This is a genomic window from Amycolatopsis sp. FBCC-B4732 (genome assembly GCF_023008405.1).
In the GTDB taxonomy this organism is placed as follows: Bacteria; Actinomycetota; Actinomycetes; order Mycobacteriales; family Pseudonocardiaceae; genus Amycolatopsis; species Amycolatopsis pretoriensis_A.
The window spans coordinates 8,962,513-8,984,341 of the sequence record NZ_CP095376.1; the positions used below are offsets into that span (position 1 = coordinate 8,962,513).

Consider the following 21,829-nt stretch of genomic DNA (forward strand, 5'->3'; position numbering starts at 1 on the left):
CTGTCACGGAACCATAACTTTCACTACTCACCGCCAGGTAGAGTGTGCTCATGAGCTTCGACGTCGACGCGCTGCTGGCCGGGCTCGACCTGGACGCCAAGGCGAGCCTGCTCTCCGGGCAGGACGTCTGGAGCCTGCCCGCCCTGCCGGACATCGGCCTGGACTCCCTCGTCCTCTCCGACGGCCCGGTCGGCGTCCGCGGGGTCCGCTGGAGCCAGGACGACCCCTCCGTGACGCTCCCCAGCCCGACCGCGCTCGCCGCGAGCTGGGACCCGCGGCTCGCCGTGCGCGCCGGCCGCCTGCTCGCGCAGGAAGCCCGCCGCAAGGGCGTGCACGTGCTGCTCGCCCCGACGGTCAACCTCCAGCGCTCACCGCTGGGCGGCCGCCACTTCGAGTGCTACTCGGAAGATCCCCTCCTCACCGGGATGATCGGCGCCGGCTACGTCACCGGCGTGCAGGACGGCGGAGTCGGCGTGACGGTCAAGCACTTCGTCGCCAACGACTTCGAGACCGAGCGCTTCACCGCCGACGTCCACGTCGCCGAACGCGCGCTGCGCGAGCTCTACCTCGCACCCTTCGAACTCATCGTGAAGCGCGCGAAGCCGTGGGGGATCATGGCCGCCTACAACAGCGTCAACGGCACCACGATGACCCAGCACGCCGAACTGCTCGACGGCGTGCTGCGTGGCGAATGGGGTTTCGACGGCTTCGTCGTTTCCGACTGGCTGGCCGCGCGCGACACCGTCGCCTCCGCCAACGGCGGCCTCGACGTCGCGATGCCCGGCCCCCGGACGGTTTTCGGCGCGCGGCTCGCGGAAGCCGTGCGCGGCGGCGAAGTCGACGAGAGCGTCGTCGACGACATGGTCCGCCGCGTGCTCCTGCTCGCCCACCGGACCGGCGCGCTCGAAGGCAGCCCGGCCGCCCGGCGGTCCGAAATGGACGGTGACGCGATCGCGCGCGAGGTCGCGCACCGGTCTTTCGTGTTGCTCAGCAACGAAACCGGTGTGCTGCCGCTCAAGCAGCCGCGGAGCATCGCCCTCATCGGCGCGCTGGCCGAGGACCCGAAGATCCTCGGCGGCGGCAGTGCCACCGTGTTCCCCGATCACGTCGTCTCCCCTCTGGACGGCCTCCGCAAGGCCGTTCCCCCGGGCACCGACTTGGCGTTCGCCACCGGTGCCGATCCGCGAACGACGCTACCGCCGGCCACCGACAATTTCCGGCTCCGCGCCCTCGCCCAAGCCGCGGATGGCACCCGATTGGCTGAATTCCCGCTCAGGGAAGCCAAAATCGCGTGGATCGGCGAACTGCCGGACGGGCTCGACCTGAACACGCTCGCGTCGGTCGAGATCTCCGGCACCTACCTGCCGGAGCGCAGCGGCACGCACACCTTCGCCGTCACCGGGCCCGGCGACCTCCGCCTCGCCGTCGCCGGCCAGACCCTCTTCGACGGCGTGAACCTGCCGCCCGGCGGGGACGTCTTCACCTCGATCATGCAGGTCAACGAGCAGCGCCGCGAGATCGACCTGACCGCGGGCGAACTCGTCGACGTCAGCCTGACGTACTGGATCCCGTCCGAGATGGCGGAGTTCGCCCGGGGCAGCTTCGCCTGGGTGACCTTCGCGCTCGGCCACCGCGGCCCGGTGCCCGACCCGGACGCCGCGCTCGAGGAAGCCGTTGCGCTGGCGGGGAAGTCGGACGTCGCGGTCGTCGTGGTCGGCACCACCGCCGAGGTCGAGAGCGAGGGCTTCGACCGGGCTTCGCTGTCCCTGCCGGGCCGCCAGGACGAGCTGGTCGCCCGGGTCGCCGCGGTCAACCCGAACACCGTGGTCGTCGTCAACGCCGGCGCCCCGGTCGAGCTGCCGTGGCGCGCCGACGTCGCCGCGGTGCTGCTCACCTGGTTCCCCGGCCAGGCCGGCGGCGACGCGCTCGCCGACGTCCTCTTCGGCATCGAGGAACCCGGCGGCCGCCTGCCGACGACGTGGCCGGCGAAGCTCGAAGACGCGCCGGTCACCGACGTGACCCCGCGGGAAGGCGTCCTCGAATACGGCGAAGGCGTCCACATCGGCTACAGCGCCTGGGCCCGCGGCGACGAACAGCCCGCCTACTGGTTCGGCCACGGCCAGGGCTACACGACCTGGGCGTACGAGGAGCTCGACGGCTACCCGGACGAAGAAGGCGGGGCCCGCGTCCGGGTCCGCGTGCGCAACACGGGGAAGCGGCGGGGCCGCGAGGTCGTCCAGCTCTACCTGGCCCCGACCGAGCGCGGCGACCGGCCGCACCGCTGGCTCGCGGGGTTCGCGAGCGTCGAGGCGGGGCCCGGCGAATCCGTCGAGACCGACGTCGTCATCCCGCCGAGGTCCGCCGAGGTCTGGCGGGACGGCTGGCAGCACATCGCGGGCGAGTACGTCTTGGAGGCGTCGCACTCCTACGCCGAACCGCGGCTGAGCACGCGGATCGTCCTCCAGAAAATCCGTTGATCACCTCCGAGAGGAACCCCTATGCTGCGCACAGCACCCTTGAGCAGCGAAAGGAGGTGGGTCCGGTGATCACGCAGACGATCATGCGCTCCCACCCCGGAACGAGGGTGCCGGGTCGGTAGACCGGGAGCGCAACCTCCTGGAAGGACCCTCATGACCGAACTGGTCGTGCGCCCGCTCGAAGCGGGCGAAGAAATGCTCTTCACCTCCCTGCCCGACCGCGGCCTCGTCGGCCGCACGCTGCTCGGCAACGACTTCGTCGAGATGGCGAAGCAGGGCGAATACCGGCCCGAGTGGACCTGGGTCGCGCTGCGCGACGACGTCGTCGTGGCGCGAGCCGCCTGGTGGGCCAAGCCCGGCGACGAGGAACCGATCGCGCTGGACTGGTTCGACTTCACCGACTTCGACGCGGGCGTCCACCTGCTCAAGACGGCGCCGCTGCGCGCGGAGTACGCGCTGACCACGCCGCCTTCGTGGCAGGACGACCCGGACGTCGCCCACGAGGTGACCGTGCGCGTCGAGGCGGCCGAACAGGCGGGCTACCGCAAGCTCGTCGAGCGCTACCGGTTCTGCTGGACGCCGGAAAACGGTCTCCCCGAAAAGACCGGCCGGCTCGAGTTCCGGCCCGAGCCGGACGACGACGTCATCCTCGAGGTCTTCAAGCGCGTGCACGTCGGCAGCCTCGACGCGCACGTCCGGAAGACGGTCGAGGAGCACGGGCTCGACGCCGCGGCCCAGGAAGATCTCGACATCATGAAGTGGATGCCGGCCCCGCGGGACTGGTGGCGGGTGGCGTACACGCCCGAAGGTGAGCTCGTCGGGCTCAGCCTGCCGACCCGCAACGTCTACGACCCGGTGATCGGCTACATCGCCGTCGTGCCCGAACACCGTGGAAACGGCTACGCGTACGACCTGCTGGTCGAGGCCACGCACGAGCTCGTCGGGCACGGTGCCGACCGGATCGTCGCGGGCACCGACGTCGGCAACGTCCCGATGGCCAAGGCCTTCGCGAAGGCCGGCTACCCGGTGACGCAGCACCGCATCGACCTGGCCTGAGACGGAGCTTTCATAGGGAAAGTGCCGTCTCGGCACTTTCCCTATGAAAGTGGCGGCGGTACGCTCGCTAGAGCGATCTATCAAATCGGCTACAGGGGGCCCGGATGGACGTTCTGCGGGAGAAGGGGCTGACGCCGCTTCGCGTGATCCTCGGCTTTTCGCTGGTCAGCACGACAATCCACTACGCGCACAACGCCATCCGCGTCGCGGACTACCCGCAACTGCCGGGTGTTCCGGCGATGGTCGCGGGGATCGTCGTCGCCTTCGCTTGGGTGTTGTTCACGGTGTTCGGCTGGCTCGGCTACCGCGCGTACCGAGAGGGGCGGTACCCGCGGGCGCTGGCGTTCCTGCTGGTCTATTCGCTGGCCGGGATGATCACGCTGGGCCACTTCCTGACGGGCGTACCGCAGATCCCCGCGTTCTACTTCGCGACGATCTTCACGGATGCCGCAGCGGGGCTCGCGTTGTGGGTCTTCCTGACGTGGGCGTGGTCGGCGCTCAACCGGGTGACCTCGCGAGATCAAGTTTCTACACAATATTGACGTTCGTCGTAACTATGTAGACACTCGGACGAGTGACCACCACCACACCGGTGACCTTCGACCGCCGTCCGGACGAGTACCGCCACTGGCGCCTCCGCCTCGACGGGGAGGTGGCCTGGCTGGAGCTGGACGTCGACGAACAGGGCGGGCTCGTCCCGGGGTACGAGCTCAAGCTCAACTCGTACGACCTCGGCGTGGACATCGAGCTGTACGACGCCACCCAGCGGCTGCGGTTCGAGCACCCCGAGGTTCGCGTGGTGGTGGTGACGAGCGCGAAGGACAAGGTCTTCTGCGCCGGCGCGAACATCCGGATGCTCGCCGCGTCCGAGCACCACTGGAAGGTGAACTTCTGCAAGTTCACCAACGAGACCCGCAACGGCATGGAGGACGCCACCGCGCACTCCGGCCAGACGTACGTGGCCGCGGTCAACGGCACCTGCGCCGGCGGTGGCTACGAAATCGCGCTGGCCTGCGAAAAGATCCTCCTGATCGACGACAACTCCTCGACCGTCGCGCTGCCGGAGGTGCCGCTGCTCGGCGTGCTGCCCGGCACCGGCGGGCTGACCCGCGTGGTCGACAAGCGACGGGTGCGCAAGGACCTCGCCGACGTCTTCGCCACGCGCCCGGACGGCGTCAAGGGCAAGACCGCGGTCGACTGGCGGCTGGTCGACGAACTCGTGCCGCGCCAAGGGTTCCGCGAAGCCGTGGAGCAGCGGGCCCGGGAAATCGCGCGCGAATCCGACCGGACCGGCGAAGGCGGCATCGAGCTGACCCCGCTGGAACATCGCTATGTCGACATAGAAGTGGCGAAGGACCAGGTCACGATCACCGTCAAGGGCCCCGAAAACGACCCCGGTGACCTGCACGAAGAGGGCGCGAACGGCTGGTTCCTCGCCATGACCCGCGAGCTGGACGACGCCATCCTGCGGCTGCGCACCAACGAGGTCGAAGCCGGTACGTGGATCCTCAAGACCGTCGGCGACCCGGAGAAGGTGCTCGCGCACGAACGGGCCGTCCTCGGCGCGAAGGACTGGCTGGGCAACGAGATCACGCACTACTTCAAGCGCACGCTCAAGCGCCTCGACGTCACCAGCCGCACGCTGATCGCGCTGATCGAGCCCGGCAGCTGCTTCGCCGGCTCCCTGCTGGAACTCGCGCTCGCCGCCGACCGCCAGTACCTCCTCGACGGTCCGCCGATCGACGACGAAGACTCCGACGAACGCGCCACGATCAGGCTCAGCGAAGCCAACTTCGGCCCGTTCCCGATGGGCAACGGCCTGACCCGCCTGCAGACGCGCTTCTACGGCGACGAAGACCACCTCGCCTGGCTCGCGCGCGAGAGGGACCACGTGCTGAGCGCGGCCGAAGCCGTCGAGCTCGGCCTGGTCACCGACGCCCCGGACGACCTCGACTGGGAGGACGAGATCCGGATCGCGCTCGAAGGCCGGGCGTCGCTGTCCCCGGACGCCCTCACCGGGATGGAGGCCAACCACCGGTTCGTCGGTCCCGAGACCATCGAGACCAAGATCTTCGGCCGGCTGGCGGCTTGGCAGAACTGGATTTTCACCCGGCCGAACGCATCCGGGCCCGAAGGCGCGCTGCGCCGATACGGTACGGGGCAGAAGGCCGTCTTCGACAGGAAGCGGGTCTAGCGCAGATGCCCGAGAAGATCGACTACGACGCCAAGATCCCCAACAACGTCAACCTCTCCGAGGACCGGCGCCTGCAGCGCGCGCTGGAGGGCTGGCAGCCGAAGTTCATGCACTGGTGGGGCGAGATGGGCCCGACGCTGGAGACCCAGGGCGTCTACCTGCGCACCGCCGTCAGCGTCGGCCGCGAGGGCTGGGCGCACTTCGACCACGTCAACGTGCCCGACTACCGCTGGGGCATCTTCCTCGCCGAGCGCGACCCGGACCGGCGGATCGCGTTCGGGGAGCACCAGGGCGAGCCGGTCTGGCAGCAGGTGCCCGGCGAGTACCGCGCCGACCTGCAGCGGCTGATCGTCATCCAGGGCGACACCGAACCGGCGTCGGTCGAGCAGCAGAAGCTCCTCGGGCTCACCGCGCCGAGCCTCTACGACCTGCGCAACCTCTTCCAGGTCAACGTCGAAGAGGGCAGGCACCTGTGGGCGATGGTCTACCTGCTGCACGCCTACTTCGGCCGCGAAGGCCGTGACGAGGCCGAAGGGCTGCTGCTGCGCAACTCCGGCAGCCCGGACGCGCCCCGCATCCTCGGCGCGTTCAACGAGGAAACCGCCGACTGGCTGGCGTTCTACATGTTCACCTACTTCACCGACCGCGACGGGAAGTACCAGCTCGGCACGCTCAAGGAGTCCTCCTTCGACCCGCTCTCGCGCACCTGCGAGTTCATGCTGAAGGAAGAGGCGCACCACATGATGGTCGGCACCACCGGCGTCGACCGCGTGGTGACCCGCAGCGCCGAGCTGATCCGCGAGCACGACACGCTCGACATCGGCCCGCACGGCGGCATCCCGCTGGACCTGATCCAGAAGTACATCAACTTCCACTACACCGTTTCGCTCGACCTCTTCGGCAGCGAGACCTCGACGAACGCGGCGAACTACTACACCGCCGGGCTCAAGGGCCGCTGGCAGGAGACCCGCCGCAAGGACGACCACAAGCTCACCGACGACGCCCGCAGGCTGGAGAAACCCGCAGGCGACGGCACCTGGACGTCGGAGGAGCTGCAGGCGATCCTGCTGCTCAACCTCGACCTGCGCAGCGAGTACGTCGCCGACTGCCAGACCGGCGTCAAGCGCTGGAACAAGATCCTCGCGGACGCCGGGATCGACTTCGCGTTCCGCCTGCCGCACCCTGGCTTCAACCGCGAAGTCGGCATAAACTCCGGCCACCACGTCACTCCCGGCGGCACCATCGTCGACGAGGCGACCTGGGAAGCCGGCAAACGGAAGTGGCTGCCCACCACCGAGGACCTGACGTTCGTCCGCTCGCTGATGCACCCGGTGTACGAGCGGGGGAAGATCGCGAGCTGGGTCGCGCCGCCGCGGCAGGGCATCAACGGGAAGCCCTTCGACTACGAATACGTCCACCTCACGTAGGAGGCCTGGTGGCGACAGCGTTCAACGCCGCGGAGTACCTGCTCCACGCCGGGCACCCGGACGCGACCGCGGTGGTGTCACCCCGCCGTTCGCTGACCTACGCCGAGCTGGCGGCGGAGTCCCGCCGGGTCGCCGCCGGGCTCGTCGGGCTCGGCGTGCGGCCCGAAGAGCGGGTCATGTTCTGCATGGTCGACGACGTCGAGCTGCTGACCGGCATCCTCGGCGCGATGCTGGCCGGCGCGGTCGCCGTGCCGGTGTCGACGATGGTCACCGGGCTCGAGCTGGGCAAGGTGCTGGCCGACTCGCGGGCGCGCGTGCTGGGCGTGTCCGGCGAGTTCGCCGAGCAGGCCGCCACCGCGCTCGGCTTCGCCCCCGAGGTCACCGACGTGCTGCTCGACCGGTCCGACGCCGACGGGTTCGGCGTCCGGACGCACGAGTGGTCGTCGCTGGGCGGGACGTTCCGAAGTGGACGGACGTGGGAAGACTCGCCCGCGTTGTGGCTGTACACGTCGGGGACGACGGGGCAGCCGAAGGGCGCGATGCACCGGCACGCGAGCATCCGCGCGGTCTGCGAGACCTACGCGCGTTCGGTGCTGGCGACCACGCCGGCGGACCGGTTCCTGTCCGTGCCGAAGCTCTTCTTCGCCTACGGGCTGGGGAATTCCTGCTTCTTCCCGCTCGGCGCGGGCGGCACGGTGTTGCTCGAGCCTTCCCGGCCGACGCCCGCGTTGTTCGCCCGGCGCGCTCGCGAGGAGCAGCCGTCGCTCTTCTTCGCCGTGCCGACGTTCTACGCGGCCCTGCTCGCCGGCGACGTCCCGGACGACTCGTTCGCTTCGGTGCGGCACGCGGTTTCGGCCGGGGAACCGCTGCCCGCGTCGCTGTTCGAACGCTTCCGCGCGCGCTTCGGGCTGGAGATCCTCGACGGCATCGGGTCGACCGAGGCTCTGCACATCTTCCTGTCGAACCGGCCTGGCTCGGTGCGGCCGGGCAGCACCGGCGTCGCCGTACCCGGGTACTCCGTGCAGATCCGCGACGAAGCGGGCGCGGTGGTCGACGGGCACGGGCAGCCGGGCGAACTGTTCGTCGCCGGGCCGTCGACGGCGACCGGGTACTGGGCCCGCTACGACGCGACGAAGCTCGTCTTCCAGGGCGAATGGCTGCGGACCGGCGACAGCTACGTCCGCAACGAGGACGGCACGTACACCTGCCTCGGCCGGTTCGGGGACATGCTGAAGGCGGGCGGGATCTGGGTGTCACCGTCCGAAGTGGAGGAACGGCTGCGGCAGCACCCGGCGGTGGCGGAGGTCGCCGTCGTCGCCGCGCCGGACGCCGACGGCCTCGACAAGCCGGTCGCGTGCGTGGTGGCCGCGCCCGGCTTCGCGGTGGACCAGGCGGAACTGATCGACTTCTGCCGCGAGGGGCTCGCGGCGTTCAAGCGGCCGCGCGGGGTGGTCGAGCTGGCCGAACTGCCGAAGACGGCGACCGGAAAGATCCGCCGCAACGTGATCCGCGAGCAGGTCCGCGACGTCCTGCGGGTGGTGCCCAGTCCGTGATCGACGGGTACTTCGTGGTGGACGCGCACGTCCACACGCCGCGGCTGCCGACGCTGAAACCCGCCTGGCTGCAGTGGGCGCACGACTTCGCGGGCTCGTACCCGTGGCGGTCGGTGTACGACGCCGAAGGGACGGTGATCCCGGCGGCGATGGACGAATTGATGGACTCCGAAGGCGTCGACCGGGTGCTGCTGTTCTGCGAGTACAGCCCACGCGCGACCGGGATTCAGCCCATCGAGGACAACCTGCCGCTGGTCGAGCACAACCCGGCCCGGTTCCGGCTGGTGGCCAACGTCAACCCGTACCTGCACCACCCCGCGGTGGCCGAGGTCGAGCGGCAGCTGGACCTGGGCGCGGTGGCGCTGAAGATCCACCCGGTGCACGGCGCGTTTTCGCCGGCGGATAAGGAGCTGTACCCGGTTTACCAGCGGTGCGCCGAGCGCGGGGTGCCGGTGATCTTCCACTCCGGGACGTCGAGCTTCCCGGGTTCCCGCGCCAGTTTCGGGAACCCGGAGCTGCTGTCCGATGTGGTCGAGGACTTCCCTTCGCTGCAGTTCGTCTTCGCCCACGGCGGCCGCGGGTGGTGGTACGACGTGGCCGCGTTCCTGGCGCTGGCCCGCGACAACGTCTGGCTCGACCTCGCCGGGCTACCGCCGAAGAAGCTGACGGAGTACTACCAGCGCTTCGACTTCACGCGGCTGGCCGGGAAGTTCGTCTTCGGGACGGACTGGCCCGGCGTGCCGTCGGTGGCGAAGAACGTGCGCACGCTGATCGGGCTCGGTCTTCCGGAGGACGTGCTGACCGGGGTCCTGTCGGGCAACGCGGTCAAGCTGATGCCGGGCCTAGCCTAGAACCTGGTGCAGGCACAGCACGTTGCCCTCGGAGTCGTTGAACCACGCGGCCCGCTCGGTGCCCAGCTCCGCGATGTGGGCCACGGTCTTCAGGCCCTCCAGCTCGAAGTCCTGGAAGCGCACGCCGCGGCTCTCCAGGGTCTCGATCTCGCCTTCGAGGTCGGCGACTTCGAAGCTCAGCGCCGTGTTCTCGCTCTGCGCACCCGCCGGCATGGCGCGGAGGCCGATCGAGCCCGCGCCCGCCTCGAAGTACAGCGTTCCGTCTTCGCCCTTCCCCAGCTGCTTCAAGCCCAGGGAGTCCGCGTAGAAGTGGCCGGCGCGTTCGCTGTCGGTCACCGGGAGCATCGTCGTGATCGTCGATTCGGTCAGCATCCGTCCATGGTGCGCCGTCGCGCGCACCGCCGTGACCTCGACTTTTTCAACGATCGGTGTTGAACGCGCGCAGTGTCCGCATCGCTTCCGCGAGTGCCGGGGCGTCGTCACCGAGCGGGGTCAGCACGATGCGCCGCAGGATGTCGGCCGCGGCCTCGCGGGCCTTGCCCGCCACTTCGAGGCCGTGCTCGGTCAGGGACGCGAAGGTGACGCGGCGGTCGTCCGGGCTCGGGATCCGGCAGATCAGGTCCGCCGCCACCAGGCGGTCGGCCACCTTCGTGAACCCGCCGCTGGACAGCGCGGCTTCGGTCGCCAGCTTCGTCATCGGCATCCGGTGCTCGGGCGAGCGGACCAGCCGCAGCAGGATGTCGAACGACGCCGGCGCGAGCCCGAACCGGTCGGCGATCTCGCCCATGAGCTTGTCCTGCGTGGCGAGGTAGCCCTCGATGACCAGGCCCCACCAGGTGACGATCTCGTCGTCGTCGGTCGCTTCCACGGTCGCCACCTTACCTCGCCGGAATATATCTTGCGCGCGAGAGGTTATCGGGATACCTTGAGCCGAGGAGGCAACCATGTCGATCAAGACGTCCGGCCTGCACCACGTGACGGCCATCGGCGGCGACCCGCAGCGCAACGCGGACTTCTACCTGCGCACCCTGGGCCTGCGGCTGGTCAAGACGACGGTCAACTTCGACGACCCGGGCACCTACCACCTCTACTACGGCGACAGCTCGGGCAAGCCCGGCTCGCTGATGACGTTCTTCCCGTGGCCCGACGCGCCGAGCGGCCGCCACGGCACCGGCCAGGCGACGACCACGTCGTTCTCCGTGCCCGAAGCCTCGATCGGCTGGTGGAAGCAGCACCTGGGCGCCCAGAACGTCGAGACCGGCGAGGTTCGCAACGCCGACGGCGAGGAGACGCTGACCTTCCGCGACCCCGACGGCCTGAAGCTCGCCCTGGTCGCGCACCCGCAGGGCGATCCGCGCGACCCGTGGGACACCGAGCTCGTCCCCGCCGAGCACGCCGTCCGCGGCCTGCACTCGGTGACGCTCTCGGTGAACCAGGAGGACGCCACCGCGGGCATGCTCACCGACGGCCTCGGGCTCAGCTTCGCCAATCAGGAAAGCAATCGCCTGCGCTTCGCCGCCGGTGAAGGCGGGCCGGGCGCGCTGGTCGACGTCCTCGTGACGCCGGACGCGCCGCGCGGGCTGGTCGCCGCGGGCACCGTCCACCACGTGGCCTGGCGCGCCCCCGACGAAGAAACCCAGAAGACCTGGCGCGAAGAGCTGGTGGAACAGGGCGTGCACGTGACGTCCATTTTGGACCGCCAGTACTTCCGCTCGATCTACTTCCGCGAACCGGGCGGGACGCTGCTGGAGGTCGCCACCGACGAGCCGGGCTTCGCGATCGACGAGCCGTTGCTGGAGCTCGGCCGCGCGCTCAAGCTGCCGCCGTGGCTGGAGCCGCGCCGCGAAGAGATCCAGCACATGCTGCCCAAGCTGAACCTCCCCGCCGAAAACAACCCGGAGCTGTGATGACGCTGCGGCACAAGTACGTCGAAGGCGCCCCGGACGCGCCGGTGCTGCTCCTGCTGCACGGCACCGGCGGCGACCCGGACGACCTGCTCGGCCTGGCGCGCGAGCTCAGCCCGCGCTCCGCCGTGCTGGCCCCGGCCGGCACGGTGTCGGAGCACGGCGCCGCGCGCTGGTTCCGGCGGCTGGCCGAGGGCGTGTTCGACCACGAAGACGTCGTCAAGCGCGCGAATGAACTCGCCGACTTCGTGCTCGAAGCCGGGGCGGAGTACGGCTTCGGCGACCGGCGCGTGGTCGCGGTCGGCTTTTCGAACGGGGCCAACATCGCGGCGGCGGTCGTCCTGCTGCGGCCGGAAGTCGTGCGGGAGGCCGCGTTGTTCGCGTCGATGTCGCCGGTCCCGGAACCGCCGGACCTCGACCTCAGCGGCTCGCGCGTCTTCCTGGCCAACGGCGAACGCGACCCGATGGCGCCGCTGGCGTCGACCGAGGAGCTGATCCGGCTGCTGCGCGAGCGCGGTGCCGACGTCGTCACCCAGCGCCACGCCGGCGGCCACCAGATCACTGTGGACGGTGTCCGCGCGGCGGCCGGGTGGCTCGAGCGCTAGCGCTTTGTACGGAGTGTGTACCGGTCCGCCCTACGATCGGGCGATGACTAACGAGGCACTACAGCGTGCCGGCAAACTGCTGGACGCGGCCATCCTCGCCGACGGGCACAACGACCTGCCGTGGGAGCTGCGTGAGCACGGCGGGCCGAACCCGGTCGAGGCGGCCGCGTCGCTCGACCTGACCGTCCGGCAGCCGGCCCTGCACACCGACTTCCCGAAGCTCGCCGACGGGAAGCTCGGGATGCAGTTCTGGTCGGTCTACGTGCCGTGCGAGTTCGAAGGCCACAGTGCCGTGACCGCCGTCCTCGAGCAGATCGAGGTCGTGCACCAGCTCGCCGAGCGCTACCCCGACCGGCTCCGGCTGGTCGACACCGCGGACGAAGCCGAAGCCGCGTTCGCCGACGGCCGGATCGCGTCGCTGCTCGGCGCCGAGGGCGGGCACAGCATCGCCGAGTCGCTCGGCGTGCTGCGCATCCTGCGCCGGCTTGGCGTCCGCTACATGACGCTGACGCACAACTTCAACACCACCTGGGCCGACTCGGGCACCGACGAACCGGCCCACGGCGGCCTCACCGAGTTCGGCCGCGACGTCGTGCGCGAGATGAACAAGATCGGGATGATGGTCGACCTCTCCCACGTCGCGCCGTCGACGATGCGGGCGGCGATGGAGGTCAGCTCGGTCCCGGTGATCTTCAGCCACTCCTCGTGCACCGCGGTCAACGACCACCCGCGCAACATCCCCGACGACGTCCTGGCGAAGCTGCCCGGCAACGGCGGCGTCGCGATGGTCACCTTCGTGCCGGCGTTCATCTCGCCGAAGGTCGCCGCGTGGGACCAGGAGCTGAAGGCCGCGATGGAAGCCGCGGGCCGGGAGTACCGGAACCTGACCCAGCGCGGCGAGTTCGTGAAGGAGTGGGACGGCCCGGCCAAGCCGAAGGCCACCGTCGACGACGTCGTCGCGCACGTCGAGCACGCCCGCGAGGTGGCCGGCGTCGACCACATCGGCCTCGGCGGCGACTACGACGGCGTCGGCTCGCTGCCGGAGGGGCTGGAGGACACGTCCAAGTACCCGGTGTTGTTCGCCGCGCTGCTCGAGCGGGGGTGGAGTGAAGAAGACTGCGTGAAACTGGCCGGCAAGAACACCCTCCGCGTCCTGCGCGAGGTGGACGGCTTCGCCCGTTAGGGGGTTTGAGGCGGCGCTTCCCGCGTGCCGGACGGACACTGAGCACATGACGCACGCGCGCGGGGGCGCGGCCGACCGCCCCACCGGTCCCACCCACCACGACCTGCCCGGGAGCGAGGTGCCCGAAGGGGCCCTCGAGCCCGCCGAACTGCGCGCCGGCGACGTCCGGCCCGGCGCCGAGGAGGTCGCGCCGGTGCGCCCGGCGCCGTCGAGGCCCGCGAGCCCGAAGATCAAGCGCACCCGGGTCAGCGGCACCTGGGTCGCGGTGATCGCCGGCCTGGCCGTGCTGATCGTGCTGCTGATCTTCATCCTGCAGAACCTGGACTCGGTGACCGTGCACTTCTTCGGCGCCGAGGGCAGCCTGCCGCTGGCCATCGCGATGCTGTTTTCGGCCATCGGCGGCGCGGCGCTGGTCGCGCTGATCGGCGGCGCCCGGATCATGCAGCTGCGAAAGCAGGCCCGCCGCCGCTGACGCGCACTTTCACGTGAAAGTGCGGCCCCCAGGTGCGCACTTTCACGTGAAAGTGCGCGTCAGGTGATGATGGATGTCATCGTCAGTATCTGGGCGCAAACGTTTTCGTCGCCGGTTGTGCGGACGCGGCCGGTGTCGGCGGGGGTGCGGGTGCAGAGCCGCCAGAACGTGTCCAGGTCCGTCGTCACGGTGGCCAGCGGGGTGCGGGACGGCGGTGCGCCGCGGTCGAGGACCCAGCCGTCGCGCTCGCGGCGGGCGTGCCACTTGCCGGCGCCGGTGACCGTGTAACCGACCTGCTTGCCGACGCGGGCCTCGACGTCCCGCAGCGTGTGCGGCAGCGCGCGGACGAACGTGTCGGCGATCGGCTCGGCGTACTCGGCCTCCAGCGGCGTGTGTTCCAGCGCCTCGCGGATCTGCACGTGGTGGACCCAGAACTCCGAGTAGTCGCGGGCCGCGTCCAGCCAGCGCGGCGCCGGCTCGGCACCCGCCCAGCTCACCGGCTCACCGAGGACTTCGAGGTCGAGCTTCGCCCAGTACTCGGTGGTCTGGCCCATGAACTCGTACATCATCGTGAGCAGGACGTCCGTCGAGAGCCGGCGGCAGGCGACGACCCACTCCTCGTTGATCCGGTCGACGAAGCGGGGGAAGGACTCACCCGCGCGGGGGCTTTCCGCGGTGTGCCCGTCGCGGCTCCGGGACAGCCGGCCGACCTTGTCTCCCAGCAGGTGGGCGGCGATGTCCTTGACCGTCCAGCCCGCGCACGGGGTCGGGCGCTCCCAGTCTTCCTCGGTCAGCGCGCCGAGCAGCGTCATCAGCGCCTGCTCTTCCTTCGAGAAGTACGGGAGGACGTCGATCGGCGGGCCCCAGCGCGTCGGACTCATGTGGGCATCCAAACACCTCCATTCGGCCTACCCACAGGTAGCATCAGCCCGTACGCAGAGGGGAGTGGCTTCGTGAACGCAGAGCGACCGAACGGCCGGGGCACCGGCGACGAGGTGGCCGACCTGGCCCGTCGCGCCGGTCAGCTGGCCGGCTGGGCCGCGCGCACCGGGTTCGCGCTCGGCCGCAAGCTCCCCGGCGTCGAGACCGCCGAACGCGGGGTCCGGCAGGTGGAGCGGCAGCTGCTGACCGAGCTGCGCCGCCGGCTCGACGAGGTCGACGACCCGTACCACGCGGCGCTGACGGCGGCGTCGGCGATGAACCGCCCCTCGGTGCCCGGGACGGTCGAGGCCACCGTGACGATCGTGCCCGCGCGCGACAACGCCGCCGAGCCGCTGCGCGCCGCGATGGCCGAGCTGCTCAACCACTCCATCGGCTTCGGCCGCGAGCGCGCCCGCGAGTACTTCTACGCGATCATCCTGCGCCAGCTGACCCCGGACGAGGCCCGCATCCTTTCCGCGTTGTCGGACGGCTCGCCGTTCCCCGCGGTCGACGTCGTCGAGCGCACCGGCATCGGCGGCACCGGCCGGGTCGCGCTGCGCAACGCGTCGACGGTCGGCAAGGCGGCCGGGGTGTCGCTGCCCGACCAGGTCCCCGGCTACGTGACGCGGCTGATCGGGCTGGGCCTGGTCGACCTCGACGAAGAGGTGCCGTCGCTGGAGACGCAGTACGAGATCCTGCTGACCGACGAGACCGTGCGCGACGCCGAGAAGCACGTCAAGCGCGCGAAGTTCGTCCGGCGGACGATCCACATCTCGCGCCTCGGCGCGCAGTTCTGGCAAGCCTGCGACCCGAGTCTCGGGTAGCGCATGGGGGCCTTCCTCAGCGGCATCGTCGCCGACTTCGCGCAGCACTGGCCCCTCTACGTCTCGATCCCGGTCGTCGCCGCGCTGATCGGCTACGGCACCAAGCTCGTCGCGATCCGGATGATGTTCCAGCCGGTGGAGTTCATCGGCGTCAAGCCGTTCCTCGGCTGGCAGGGCATCGTGCCCAAGCGCGCCGCGCGGATGGCGAGCATCGCCTGCGACACGATGACCGAGCAGCTGATCAAACCGGCCGAGGTCGTCGCGCGGCTGGACGCGTCCCGCATCGCCCAGGAGATCGAGAAACCGCTGCTCGCGGGCGTCGAGGACATCGTCCGCGAGGTGGCGGGGCACTACCAGCCGGGCCTGTGGGAGTCCCTGCCGGTGCGCGTGCAGCGCCTGGTGATCGAGCGCGTCCAGCACGAGTCACCGCGGATGGTCGCGGCGGTGCTCGACCTGATCAAGTCCGATGTGGACAGTGTGTTCGACCTCAAGGGCATGGTGGTCACCAGCCTGGTCAAGGACAAGCGCCTGCTCAACCGCATCTTCCAGGAGGCGGGCGCGAAGGAGTTCAAGTTCATCGCGCGCTCGGGCCTGGTCTTCGGCGGCGCGATCGGCGTGATCCAGATGGTGGCGTGGGTGCTGTTCAAGTTCCCGCCGATCATGCCGATCTTCGGCTTGTTCACCGGCTGGTTCACGGACTGGCTCGCCCTGCGGATGATCTTCTACCCGATCGAGCCGCGCCGGTATTTCGGAGTCCAGTGGCAGGGCCTGTTCCTGAAGCGGCGGGCGGAAGTCGCGGAGGCGTACGGGTCGCTGATCGCGAAGGAGATCATCACCCCGCACAACGTCATCGAGGCCATCCTGCACGGCCCGCTGTCGGACCGGGTGCTGGCCCTGATCCAGCGCCAGCTCGACCGCGAACTCGGGAGCGTCGCGAAGCCGCTGCTGGTGTTCGCGGTGGGGAGCCGCAAGTACCAGGACGTGAAGCTGGCGATCGCTTCGCAGATCATGTCCCGGCTGCCGGAGACGATGCGCTACATCGAGGACTACGCGACGGACGCGATGGACATCCGCAACGTGCTGGTGTCGAAGATGAAGCAGCTGTCCCCGAAGGAGTTCGAGCGCCTCCTGCGCCCGGCTTTCGAGCAGGACGAGTGGATCCTGATCGCGACGGGTGCCGTGCTGGGCTTCGCGGTCGGTGAGGCGCAGGTGCTGGTGCTGGAGCACCTGGCCGCCTGATTCCACCCGAACGGCCGTACACCCGGACGTATCCCGGTGCTCACCTCGAGCCTCTACTCTGCGTCAGGACCACGACCGGGCGGGGGAGCCCATGACTGCCGAACCTTGGCCGCAGGAGATCCGGCTGGCGGTGACCATGGTCGGGGGCTCCAGCCTCGCGATCTGGATGGGCGGGGTCGCCACCGAGACCTCGCAGCTGCTCCGGGAATCGCGCAGGGACGCCGAACCCGGGCGGTACCGCAAGCTGCTCGACGTCCTGCGCGCGACCGTTTCACTCGACGTCCTGACCGGGACCAGCGCCGGCGGGGTCAACGCCGCCTGCCTGGGCCTCGCGGAAGCTTTCCGTTCCACGCCCGGGGTTCTGCGCGACACCTGGATCACCACCGCCTCGCTGGAGAACCTGATCCGGGACGCGCGCGAGCCGGCGCCGCGGTCGGTGCTCGACGGGGACCGCGTGCTGCTCGGTGACCTCGAAGCGGTGCTGCGCGAGATCACCGCGAACGGCGTGCCGCCCGCCGAGGAGCCGGACGTCACCGTGCTGCTCACCGGCACGATGATCGACGGGGAGACCACCCGGTTCGACGACGCGCTCGGGAACCTGGTACGGGACACCGAACACCGGATGCTCTTCCGGTTCTGCGGTCCACTGTGGACGAACGGGGTGGAGGCGCCGCTCGCGCTGGCGGCGCGCTCCACCGCGTCCTTCCCCGGCGCGTTCGAACTCTCGCGGCTGCCGATCGGCACCGCGGGCACCGACCGGCTGCACCCCGACATGACGCCCTACACCGAGCTGACCCGCTCGCACTGGCTGACCGACGGCGGGGTGCTGCTGAACAAGCCGTTGCGGCCGGCGCTGCGCGAGATCTTCGAACGCCCGTCGCAGACGGACGTCCGGCGGCTGCTGCTCTACGTCGTGCCGACCGGCGAACGGGACGCCGACGCCGTCGCGTGCGACCCGGCGAACCCGCCGCTGCTGTCGAACGCGCTGGCCAAGGTCGTCAACACCGTGATGAGCCAGTCGATCAGCGCCGAGCTGGACGACCTGACCCGGCACAACGACGCCGTGCTGCGCGCCAGGGACACCCGGGTTTCGCTGGCCGCGCTGGGGTTGCGCGGCGGGCCCGGCTGCCTGGTCGACGCGCGGATCGCCACCGCCTACCTCGAGCGGCGGACCGCCGAAGACGCCGCCGAGCTGGTCCGGGTCGCCGCGCGGCGGTACGCGCTGTCCGAAGCGGACACCCCCGACCGCGACTGGGCGTCCGGGATGTCGCGGCAGCTGCGCGCGATCGCCGTCGCCGGGCTGAGCAGCGGCGTTCCGGCCGGGCCGCCGGCCGAGCGCCTCGCGGTCGCCGATCTGGTCGGGTACCGGACGACCGCGCTCGACGACGCCGTCGCGACCGGGTTGCAGCTGGTCAACGCCGGGTTCCGGCTCCAGCCGGACGCCGCGCGCGCGAAAGAGCTCAACGACGCTCGCGCCCAGCTGCACGCCGCTCGCGCGACCGCCGGGCGCGGGGTGCGGCTCGGGCAGTGGGTGGCCGCGCACACCGGGCCCGGCGCGAGCAGCACCCTCGAGGTGTGGATCCGCGAGCTGGCCGAGGAGTGGGCCGGGCTGGGCCGCTCGGCCGCCGTCGCCGAGGCCTGGCCGAAGGTGGTCGCGGGCTTGCGCGCGGCCGCGCCGACGCTGCGGGAGCTGACCGCCGCCGGGGACGACGCCGGCACGGTGACCACCCTGCTGGACTGGCTCGAGCTGCGGCCCGACGTGGCCGACGACGTGGTCCAGGCCCGGCTGGTGGCACTGCACGTGGCCACGCGCGGGCTGCTCGCGCAGGCGCCGTCGGTCGACCAGCGGGTCGACCTGGTGCAGGTCAGCGCCGATTCTCGGACGTTACTGGACATGACGCGCAGCCGGTCCGGGGACAAGCTGACCGGGATGCAGGCGAGCTGCTTCGGCGCGTTCTACAAGGCGTCGTGGCGGGCCAGCGACTGGATGTGGGGCCGCGTCGACGGTGCCGGCTGGCTCGTCCAAAGCCTGCTCGACCCGGGCCGCCTCGAGACGCTGCGGGACGTCCTCGGGCGGGAGCGGTTCCGCGACGAGCTCGTCGCCGCGTTCGGCCCGGACTGGCGCCCGCCCGGCGAGCAGGACCGCTGCACGCCGGCCGAAGCGGCGCAGCTGCGCGACCAGCTGACCGCCGAGCTGGCGTTCCTCGGCCTCGACGCCGACCTGAAGCCGGCCGAGTTCGGCGCCGAACGGCCGGTCAGCCTGCCGGTCACGGCGATGGTGCTGGCCCGGCCGCGGCAGGCCGAGATCGCGGCGGAGGAGCTGCCGGTCGTCACGCTCACCTCGCGCTGCGACGCCGACGACCGCCGGGACATCGGCGACGCACTGGCGAAGGAGCGGGCCCCGCTCGACGTCGGCGGCGCGCAGGCGCAGTTCCAGGCCTGCCGCGTCTCGGCGGAGCGGCTCGCCGGCGAACAGGGCACCGCGCGGCTCACCCGCACGCTGGTCGCGCTCGGCGCGGCGACGGTGAACGCGGGGACGGTCGCGTTCCGCCTGCCCGGTGGCTGGCCGCGCACGGTCGCGGGCATCCTGCGCACGGTGGCCAGGAGCACGGCGAAGGTCTCGCAGGGCGCGTCCCGGCTCGGCACCGCGGGCTCGCTCGCCGCCGGCGTCCTCGCGCTGCTGGCCGGCCTGGTGCTCGGCAACGACGGCGGCGCGGTGCTGCAGTGGATCGGCCTCCCGGTGCTGGCCGGCGCGGTCGTCTACCTGGCGACGGCGCTGCTCACGATGGGCCACCTCGCGCGGAAGCTGTTCGCCCTGCTCGGGGTGCTGGTGGTGGCGGCGCTGCTGCTGGCCGCGTTCCTGCCCCCGCTGGCCCAGCCGTTCTTCGGCTGGCTCGGCAGCGTCGTCGCGGGCTGGCGGCGCGGGGAGGGCGCGGTGTGGTGGCTGGTGGTGTCGGGTCTGCTGGTCCTGCCCGCGGTGGTGATGCCGCTGAGCGGGATCGTGCGACGGCTGCCGCACCGGCGGGCGGCGCGGCAGCTGCCGGTGGCCGCGTCGAGCGGGCGGCACAGCGGGGGCGACCGGCGCCGCCGCCTGACCGTTCGCGGTCGCGCGGACACCTGATCCGGCCCGTCGCCTTGCGATCACCCGGCTTTGGGTTCATGGTGCGACTAGGTCGCCGGCACGCACCGGCGGCCCAGGCGCGCGTGTGCCCCGGGACCGTCCACTTCAAACATGTTTGTGGGACTCCTCACCGGGTACCCCGCGTCGTCGCAGGTCATACGGGGGTCGTGAGCTGCGTCGCTGGCGAGGCGAAAATTCTCTGTTACGTTTCCTGAGTATGTCCGTAACGCACTTGATCGAATCCCCGACCAAGGCGGACGGCGCGAAGCTGTGGCGAATCGCGCGCGATTCCGCCAAGCTCGATCTCAACTCGCCGTACGCATACATGCTGTGGTGCCGCGATTTCGCCGAGTCCTCGGTGGTCGCGCGTGAAGACGGCGAGGCGGTCGGATTCGTCATCGCCTACCGCAGGCCGGACGAGCCCGAGGCCGCGCTCGTCTGGCAGGTCGCGGTCGACGCGTCCCAGCGCGGAAAGGGCCTGGCCGGGGCCCTGCTCGACGCGCTCTACACGAGTCTCGTCGCGGACGGCGTGCGTTACCTCGAGACCACCATCACCCCGGACAACGAGGCGTCCATCCGGCTCTTCGCGTCGTTCGCGAAGCGGTGGAACGCCGCGGTGGAAACCAGTGTGCTGTTCGCCGGGGAGGATTTCCCCGAAGCCGGGCACCTGGCCGAAGAGCTTTACCGCATCGGTCCGCTCACGCCACGCAAAGATCCGGGCGAGTAGGAGAAAAGAAACGTCATGAGCATCTTCGAAGAGCTCGAATCCGAAGTACGCAGCTACAGCCGCGGCTGGCCGGTCGTGTTCGACCGCGCGCAGGGCAGCCACCTCTACGACGAGAACGGCAAGGCCTACCTGGACTTCTTCGCCGGGGCCGGCGCGCTGAACTACGGGCACAACAACCCGCGGCTCAAGCAGGCGCTGATCGACTACATCCAGCGCGACGGCGTCACCCACGCGCTGGACATGTTCACCGTGGCCAAGCGGGACTTCCTGCAGACCTTCCGCGACAAGATCCTCGACCCGCGGAACATGAACTACAAGGTCGTGTTCCCGGGCCCGGGTGGCGCGAACGCCGTCGAGGCCGCGCTGAAGCTGGCGCGCAAGGTGACCGGCAAGGAATCGGTCATCAACTTCACCAACGCCTTCCACGGCATGACGCTGGGCGCGTTGTCGGTCACCGGCAACTCGATGAAGCGCGGTGCCGCGGGCATCCCGCTGGTGCACGCCACCCCGATGCCCTACGACGCCTACTTCGACGGCGCGATGCCGGACTTCCTGTACTTCGAGAAGCTCCTCGAAGACTCCGGCAGCGGGCTCAACGAGCCGGCCGCGGTGATCGTCGAGGGCGTGCAGGGCGAGGGCGGCATCAACGCCGCGCGCCTGGAGTGGCTGAAGGGTCTCGACGACCTCTGCAAGCGCCACAACATCCTGCTGATCCTCGACGACGTCCAGATGGGCTGCGGCCGCACCGGGCCGTTCTTCAGCTTCGAGGACGCCGGGATCTCCCCGGACATCGTCTGCCTGTCGAAGTCCATCGGCGGCTACGGCATCCCGATGGCGCTGACGCTGATCAAGCCGGAGCTCGACGTCTGGGAGCCGGGCGAGCACAACGGCACCTTCCGCGGCATCAGCCCCGCGTTCGTCACCGCGACCGAGGCGATCAACGCCTACTGGAGCGACGACGAGCTCGAGAAGTCCACCAAGGCGAAGGGTGAGCGCATCGCCGCCGCGTTCTCGGGCATCGTCGAGGCGTACCCGGACGCGAACCTGGTCGCCAAGGGCCGCGGCCTCGCGCGCGGCCTGGGGTTCGAGAACGGAGACCTCGCCGGCCGCGTCTGCGCGGAAGCGTTTGCGCGCGGCCTGCTGATGGAAACCTCCGGTCCCGACGGCGAAGTCATGAAGCTCCTGCCGCCGCTGACCCTGACCGACGACGAACTGACCCAGGGCCTGTCGATCATCGACGAGTCCATCAAGGCCGTTCTCAAGAAGTAGAGGAGC

At 70.4% G+C, this 21,829-nt stretch carries 19 protein-coding genes; 16 read left to right on the forward strand and 3 right to left on the reverse strand.

Features of this window, described 5'->3' with window-relative positions; translation table 11 throughout:
* Positions 1 to 50: 50 nt before the first annotated feature.
* The 7 genes from MUY14_RS40635 (at position 51) to MUY14_RS40665 (ending at position 9,558) form a co-directional block, all read left to right on the forward strand.
* Positions 51 to 2,477, forward strand: coding sequence for a glycoside hydrolase family 3 C-terminal domain-containing protein (locus tag MUY14_RS40635; protein ID WP_247017698.1), 2,427 nt, complete (start codon positions 51 to 53; stop codon positions 2,475 to 2,477).
* Between the two features lie 153 nt (positions 2,478 to 2,630).
* Positions 2,631 to 3,533 (forward strand): GNAT family N-acetyltransferase, encoded by a 903-nt coding sequence (locus MUY14_RS40640; protein WP_247017700.1) that lies wholly within the window; start codon positions 2,631 to 2,633, stop codon positions 3,531 to 3,533.
* A gap of 104 nt (positions 3,534 to 3,637) precedes the next feature.
* Positions 3,638 to 4,075, forward strand: coding sequence for a hypothetical protein (locus MUY14_RS40645; protein ID WP_247017701.1), 438 nt, complete (start codon positions 3,638 to 3,640; stop codon positions 4,073 to 4,075).
* A 32-nt stretch (positions 4,076 to 4,107) separates the two neighbouring features.
* The gene (gene boxC / locus MUY14_RS40650; RefSeq protein ID WP_247017704.1) at positions 4,108 to 5,727 is read left to right on the forward strand and encodes a 2,3-epoxybenzoyl-CoA dihydrolase; all 1,620 of its coding nucleotides are present in this window, start codon (positions 4,108 to 4,110) and stop codon (positions 5,725 to 5,727) included.
* 5 nt (positions 5,728 to 5,732) lie between these two features.
* Positions 5,733 to 7,154 (forward strand): benzoyl-CoA 2,3-epoxidase subunit BoxB, encoded by a 1,422-nt coding sequence (boxB, locus tag MUY14_RS40655; protein ID WP_247017706.1) that lies wholly within the window; start codon positions 5,733 to 5,735, stop codon positions 7,152 to 7,154.
* 8 nt (positions 7,155 to 7,162) lie between these two features.
* Positions 7,163 to 8,707: a benzoate-CoA ligase family protein gene (locus MUY14_RS40660; protein WP_247017707.1), complete on the forward strand. Its 1,545-nt coding sequence runs from the start codon at positions 7,163 to 7,165 to the stop codon at positions 8,705 to 8,707.
* On the forward strand, positions 8,704 to 9,558 hold the full coding sequence (locus tag MUY14_RS40665) for an amidohydrolase family protein (RefSeq protein ID WP_247017709.1): 855 nt from the start codon (positions 8,704 to 8,706) through the stop codon (positions 9,556 to 9,558). The genes MUY14_RS40660 and MUY14_RS40665 overlap by 4 nt, the downstream gene beginning before the upstream one ends.
* Here the strand turns inward: MUY14_RS40665 and MUY14_RS40670 are convergent.
* Complete coding sequence (locus MUY14_RS40670) at positions 9,550 to 9,930, reverse strand: VOC family protein (protein WP_247017711.1); 381 nt, start codon at positions 9,928 to 9,930, stop codon at positions 9,550 to 9,552. The genes MUY14_RS40665 and MUY14_RS40670 overlap by 9 nt on opposite strands.
* 46 nt (positions 9,931 to 9,976) lie before the next feature.
* Entirely contained in the window at positions 9,977 to 10,426 is a 450-nt protein-coding gene (locus MUY14_RS40675; RefSeq protein ID WP_247017713.1) for a MarR family winged helix-turn-helix transcriptional regulator, read from the reverse strand.
* 76 nt (positions 10,427 to 10,502) lie between these two features.
* Between MUY14_RS40675 and MUY14_RS40680 the strand changes: the two genes are divergently transcribed.
* From MUY14_RS40680 to MUY14_RS40695, 4 genes are read left to right on the forward strand one after another with little or no spacing between them, the layout of a single operon-like run.
* Complete coding sequence (locus MUY14_RS40680) at positions 10,503 to 11,465, forward strand: ring-cleaving dioxygenase (protein ID WP_247017715.1); 963 nt, start codon at positions 10,503 to 10,505, stop codon at positions 11,463 to 11,465.
* A complete protein-coding gene (locus MUY14_RS40685; RefSeq protein ID WP_247017717.1) occupies positions 11,465 to 12,067 on the forward strand; it encodes an alpha/beta hydrolase in 603 nt (200 codons plus the stop codon). Before MUY14_RS40680 ends, MUY14_RS40685 begins: the two co-directional genes overlap by 1 nt.
* 43 nt (positions 12,068 to 12,110) lie before the next feature.
* The gene (locus MUY14_RS40690; protein WP_247017719.1) at positions 12,111 to 13,250 is read left to right on the forward strand and encodes a dipeptidase; all 1,140 of its coding nucleotides are present in this window, start codon (positions 12,111 to 12,113) and stop codon (positions 13,248 to 13,250) included.
* 46 nt (positions 13,251 to 13,296) lie between these two features.
* A complete protein-coding gene (locus MUY14_RS40695) occupies positions 13,297 to 13,722 on the forward strand; it encodes a lipopolysaccharide assembly LapA domain-containing protein (RefSeq protein ID WP_247017721.1) in 426 nt (141 codons plus the stop codon).
* A gap of 59 nt (positions 13,723 to 13,781) precedes the next feature.
* Here the strand turns inward: MUY14_RS40695 and MUY14_RS40700 are convergent, their stop codons facing one another.
* On the reverse strand, positions 13,782 to 14,603 hold the full coding sequence (locus MUY14_RS40700; RefSeq protein ID WP_247017723.1) for a maleylpyruvate isomerase family mycothiol-dependent enzyme: 822 nt from the start codon (positions 14,601 to 14,603) through the stop codon (positions 13,782 to 13,784).
* A 72-nt stretch (positions 14,604 to 14,675) separates the two neighbouring features.
* Between MUY14_RS40700 and MUY14_RS40705 the strand changes: the two genes are divergently transcribed.
* From MUY14_RS40705 to ectB, 5 genes are all read left to right on the forward strand, one after another.
* Positions 14,676 to 15,467: an Abi-alpha family protein gene (locus MUY14_RS40705; RefSeq protein ID WP_247017725.1), complete on the forward strand. Its 792-nt coding sequence runs from the start codon at positions 14,676 to 14,678 to the stop codon at positions 15,465 to 15,467.
* Positions 15,468 to 15,470: 3 nt separating this feature from the next.
* Positions 15,471 to 16,706, forward strand: coding sequence for a DUF445 domain-containing protein (locus MUY14_RS40710; protein ID WP_247017727.1), 1,236 nt, complete (start codon positions 15,471 to 15,473; stop codon positions 16,704 to 16,706).
* A gap of 91 nt (positions 16,707 to 16,797) precedes the next feature.
* The gene (locus tag MUY14_RS40715) at positions 16,798 to 19,827 is read left to right on the forward strand and encodes a patatin-like protein (protein ID WP_247017729.1); all 3,030 of its coding nucleotides are present in this window, start codon (positions 16,798 to 16,800) and stop codon (positions 19,825 to 19,827) included.
* Positions 19,828 to 20,044: 217 nt separating this feature from the next.
* Positions 20,045 to 20,554, forward strand: coding sequence for a diaminobutyrate acetyltransferase (ectA, locus tag MUY14_RS40720; RefSeq protein ID WP_247017731.1), 510 nt, complete (start codon positions 20,045 to 20,047; stop codon positions 20,552 to 20,554).
* 15 nt (positions 20,555 to 20,569) lie between these two features.
* Positions 20,570 to 21,823: a diaminobutyrate--2-oxoglutarate transaminase gene (ectB, locus tag MUY14_RS40725; protein ID WP_247017733.1), complete on the forward strand. Its 1,254-nt coding sequence runs from the start codon at positions 20,570 to 20,572 to the stop codon at positions 21,821 to 21,823.
* Positions 21,824 to 21,829: the final 6 nt, after the last annotated feature.

Bases quoted from the DNA above. Each gene is read 5' to 3' on its own strand.
- MUY14_RS40670 (WP_247017711.1), bottom strand. From the start codon at position 9,930: ATGCTGACCGAATCGACGATCACGACGATGCTCCCGGTGACCGACAGC.
- MUY14_RS40685 (WP_247017717.1), top strand. From the start codon at position 11,465: ATGACGCTGCGGCACAAGTACGTCGAAGGCGCCCCGGACGCGCCGGTG.
- boxB (WP_247017706.1), top strand. From the start codon at position 5,733: ATGCCCGAGAAGATCGACTACGACGCCAAGATCCCCAACAACGTCAAC.
- MUY14_RS40640 (WP_247017700.1), top strand. From the start codon at position 2,631: ATGACCGAACTGGTCGTGCGCCCGCTCGAAGCGGGCGAAGAAATGCTC.
- MUY14_RS40700 (WP_247017723.1), bottom strand. From the start codon at position 14,603: ATGAGTCCGACGCGCTGGGGCCCGCCGATCGACGTCCTCCCGTACTTC.
- MUY14_RS40695 (WP_247017721.1), top strand. From the start codon at position 13,297: ATGACGCACGCGCGCGGGGGCGCGGCCGACCGCCCCACCGGTCCCACC.
- ectA (WP_247017731.1), top strand. From the start codon at position 20,045: ATGTCCGTAACGCACTTGATCGAATCCCCGACCAAGGCGGACGGCGCG.
- MUY14_RS40645 (WP_247017701.1), top strand. From the start codon at position 3,638: ATGGACGTTCTGCGGGAGAAGGGGCTGACGCCGCTTCGCGTGATCCTC.
- MUY14_RS40715 (WP_247017729.1), top strand. From the start codon at position 16,798: ATGACTGCCGAACCTTGGCCGCAGGAGATCCGGCTGGCGGTGACCATG.
- ectB (WP_247017733.1), top strand. From the start codon at position 20,570: ATGAGCATCTTCGAAGAGCTCGAATCCGAAGTACGCAGCTACAGCCGC.
- MUY14_RS40680 (WP_247017715.1), top strand. From the start codon at position 10,503: ATGTCGATCAAGACGTCCGGCCTGCACCACGTGACGGCCATCGGCGGC.
- MUY14_RS40635 (WP_247017698.1), top strand. From the start codon at position 51: ATGAGCTTCGACGTCGACGCGCTGCTGGCCGGGCTCGACCTGGACGCC.
- MUY14_RS40690 (WP_247017719.1), top strand. From the start codon at position 12,111: ATGACTAACGAGGCACTACAGCGTGCCGGCAAACTGCTGGACGCGGCC.
- MUY14_RS40710 (WP_247017727.1), top strand. From the start codon at position 15,471: ATGGGGGCCTTCCTCAGCGGCATCGTCGCCGACTTCGCGCAGCACTGG.